Below are 958 nucleotides of genomic sequence, written 5' to 3' on the forward strand. Positions count from 1 at the left end.
AATTTCTTTTTCATCAATTGGGTTGTTGATTTTATTGTGGTGGTATTGATATTTAAAAGGTTCGTAAGAAATATTAGGGGTTGAAGTTTGTTGTTGGATTAAGTTTTTAAATTCTTGAGTTTTCATAAAGTTATTGATTTTTTCAAGAGCGTTATTGAAGGTTTTAATTCCTCTTATTTCCATATAAACATCAATAATATCGTAATCTTTACAACATTTCCAACAATGAATTTTATTATCTGAAGTTAAATGGCAACAAGTTGGGTTTTGTCCTTGATGAATGGGACAAGGAAAACGATATTTGGGATTGAATTTTGGTGGTATTATATTTAATTTTTTTAATAAAACTGACATAGGAAAGTTGATTTGAATATTTTTTATTTTTTCTTGAAAATTCATTTATTTTAACTCCTAGTTTTTTTGATTAATAATAAGTTTCTATTTTATAAGGTAAAACATAACCGATTTCTTGGAAGGTTTGAGTGGTCATTTCAAAGTGATAAATTAAGGTTTTTTTGGTACCACTTCTATTTTTTTTGATACATACTTCGATTATTTTTTGATTTTCATTGTCATTATAGTCTGAATATAGTTCTTCTAAGGTTGAATTATATATATTTATGGGCTTTTCTTTGTCTTTGGATAGTTTGGGTTTGAATTCAGACATCATTAAGACGATATCTGAGTTAGTTTCAATTCCACCACTTCCTTTTAAAGCTGTTATTTCTGGTGATTTACCTTGATAATTGCTGTATGTATCTCTTGAAAATTGAGATAAAATGATAATAACAATGTTTAATTCAATGGCTAATTTTTTTAATTTAGTCATGATTTCATCAATTGCTAGACGGTCATTTTCTAAGTGGTTTGTGGTTTTGGTTATTTGAAGGTGGTCAATTACGATAATTTCTGCTTGTTTTTCTAAATAAAAACGATAAACTAAATCAATTACATAATC

General features: G+C 26.5%; 1 protein-coding gene and 1 pseudogene. Both read right to left on the reverse strand.

Annotated elements, in window-relative coordinates:
- A pseudogene (locus BBA70_RS00920) lies at nucleotides 1–399 on the reverse strand (toprim domain-containing protein); the annotation flags it as partial.
- Nucleotides 400–424: 25 nt separating this feature from the next.
- Nucleotides 425–958: DnaB helicase C-terminal domain-containing protein (locus BBA70_RS00925; protein WP_252861475.1), on the reverse strand; the 534-nt coding region annotated here is incomplete at its 5' end.

The organism is New Jersey aster yellows phytoplasma (assembly GCF_002554195.1).
In the GTDB taxonomy this organism is placed as follows: Bacteria; Bacillota_I; Bacilli_A; order Acholeplasmatales; family Acholeplasmataceae; genus Phytoplasma.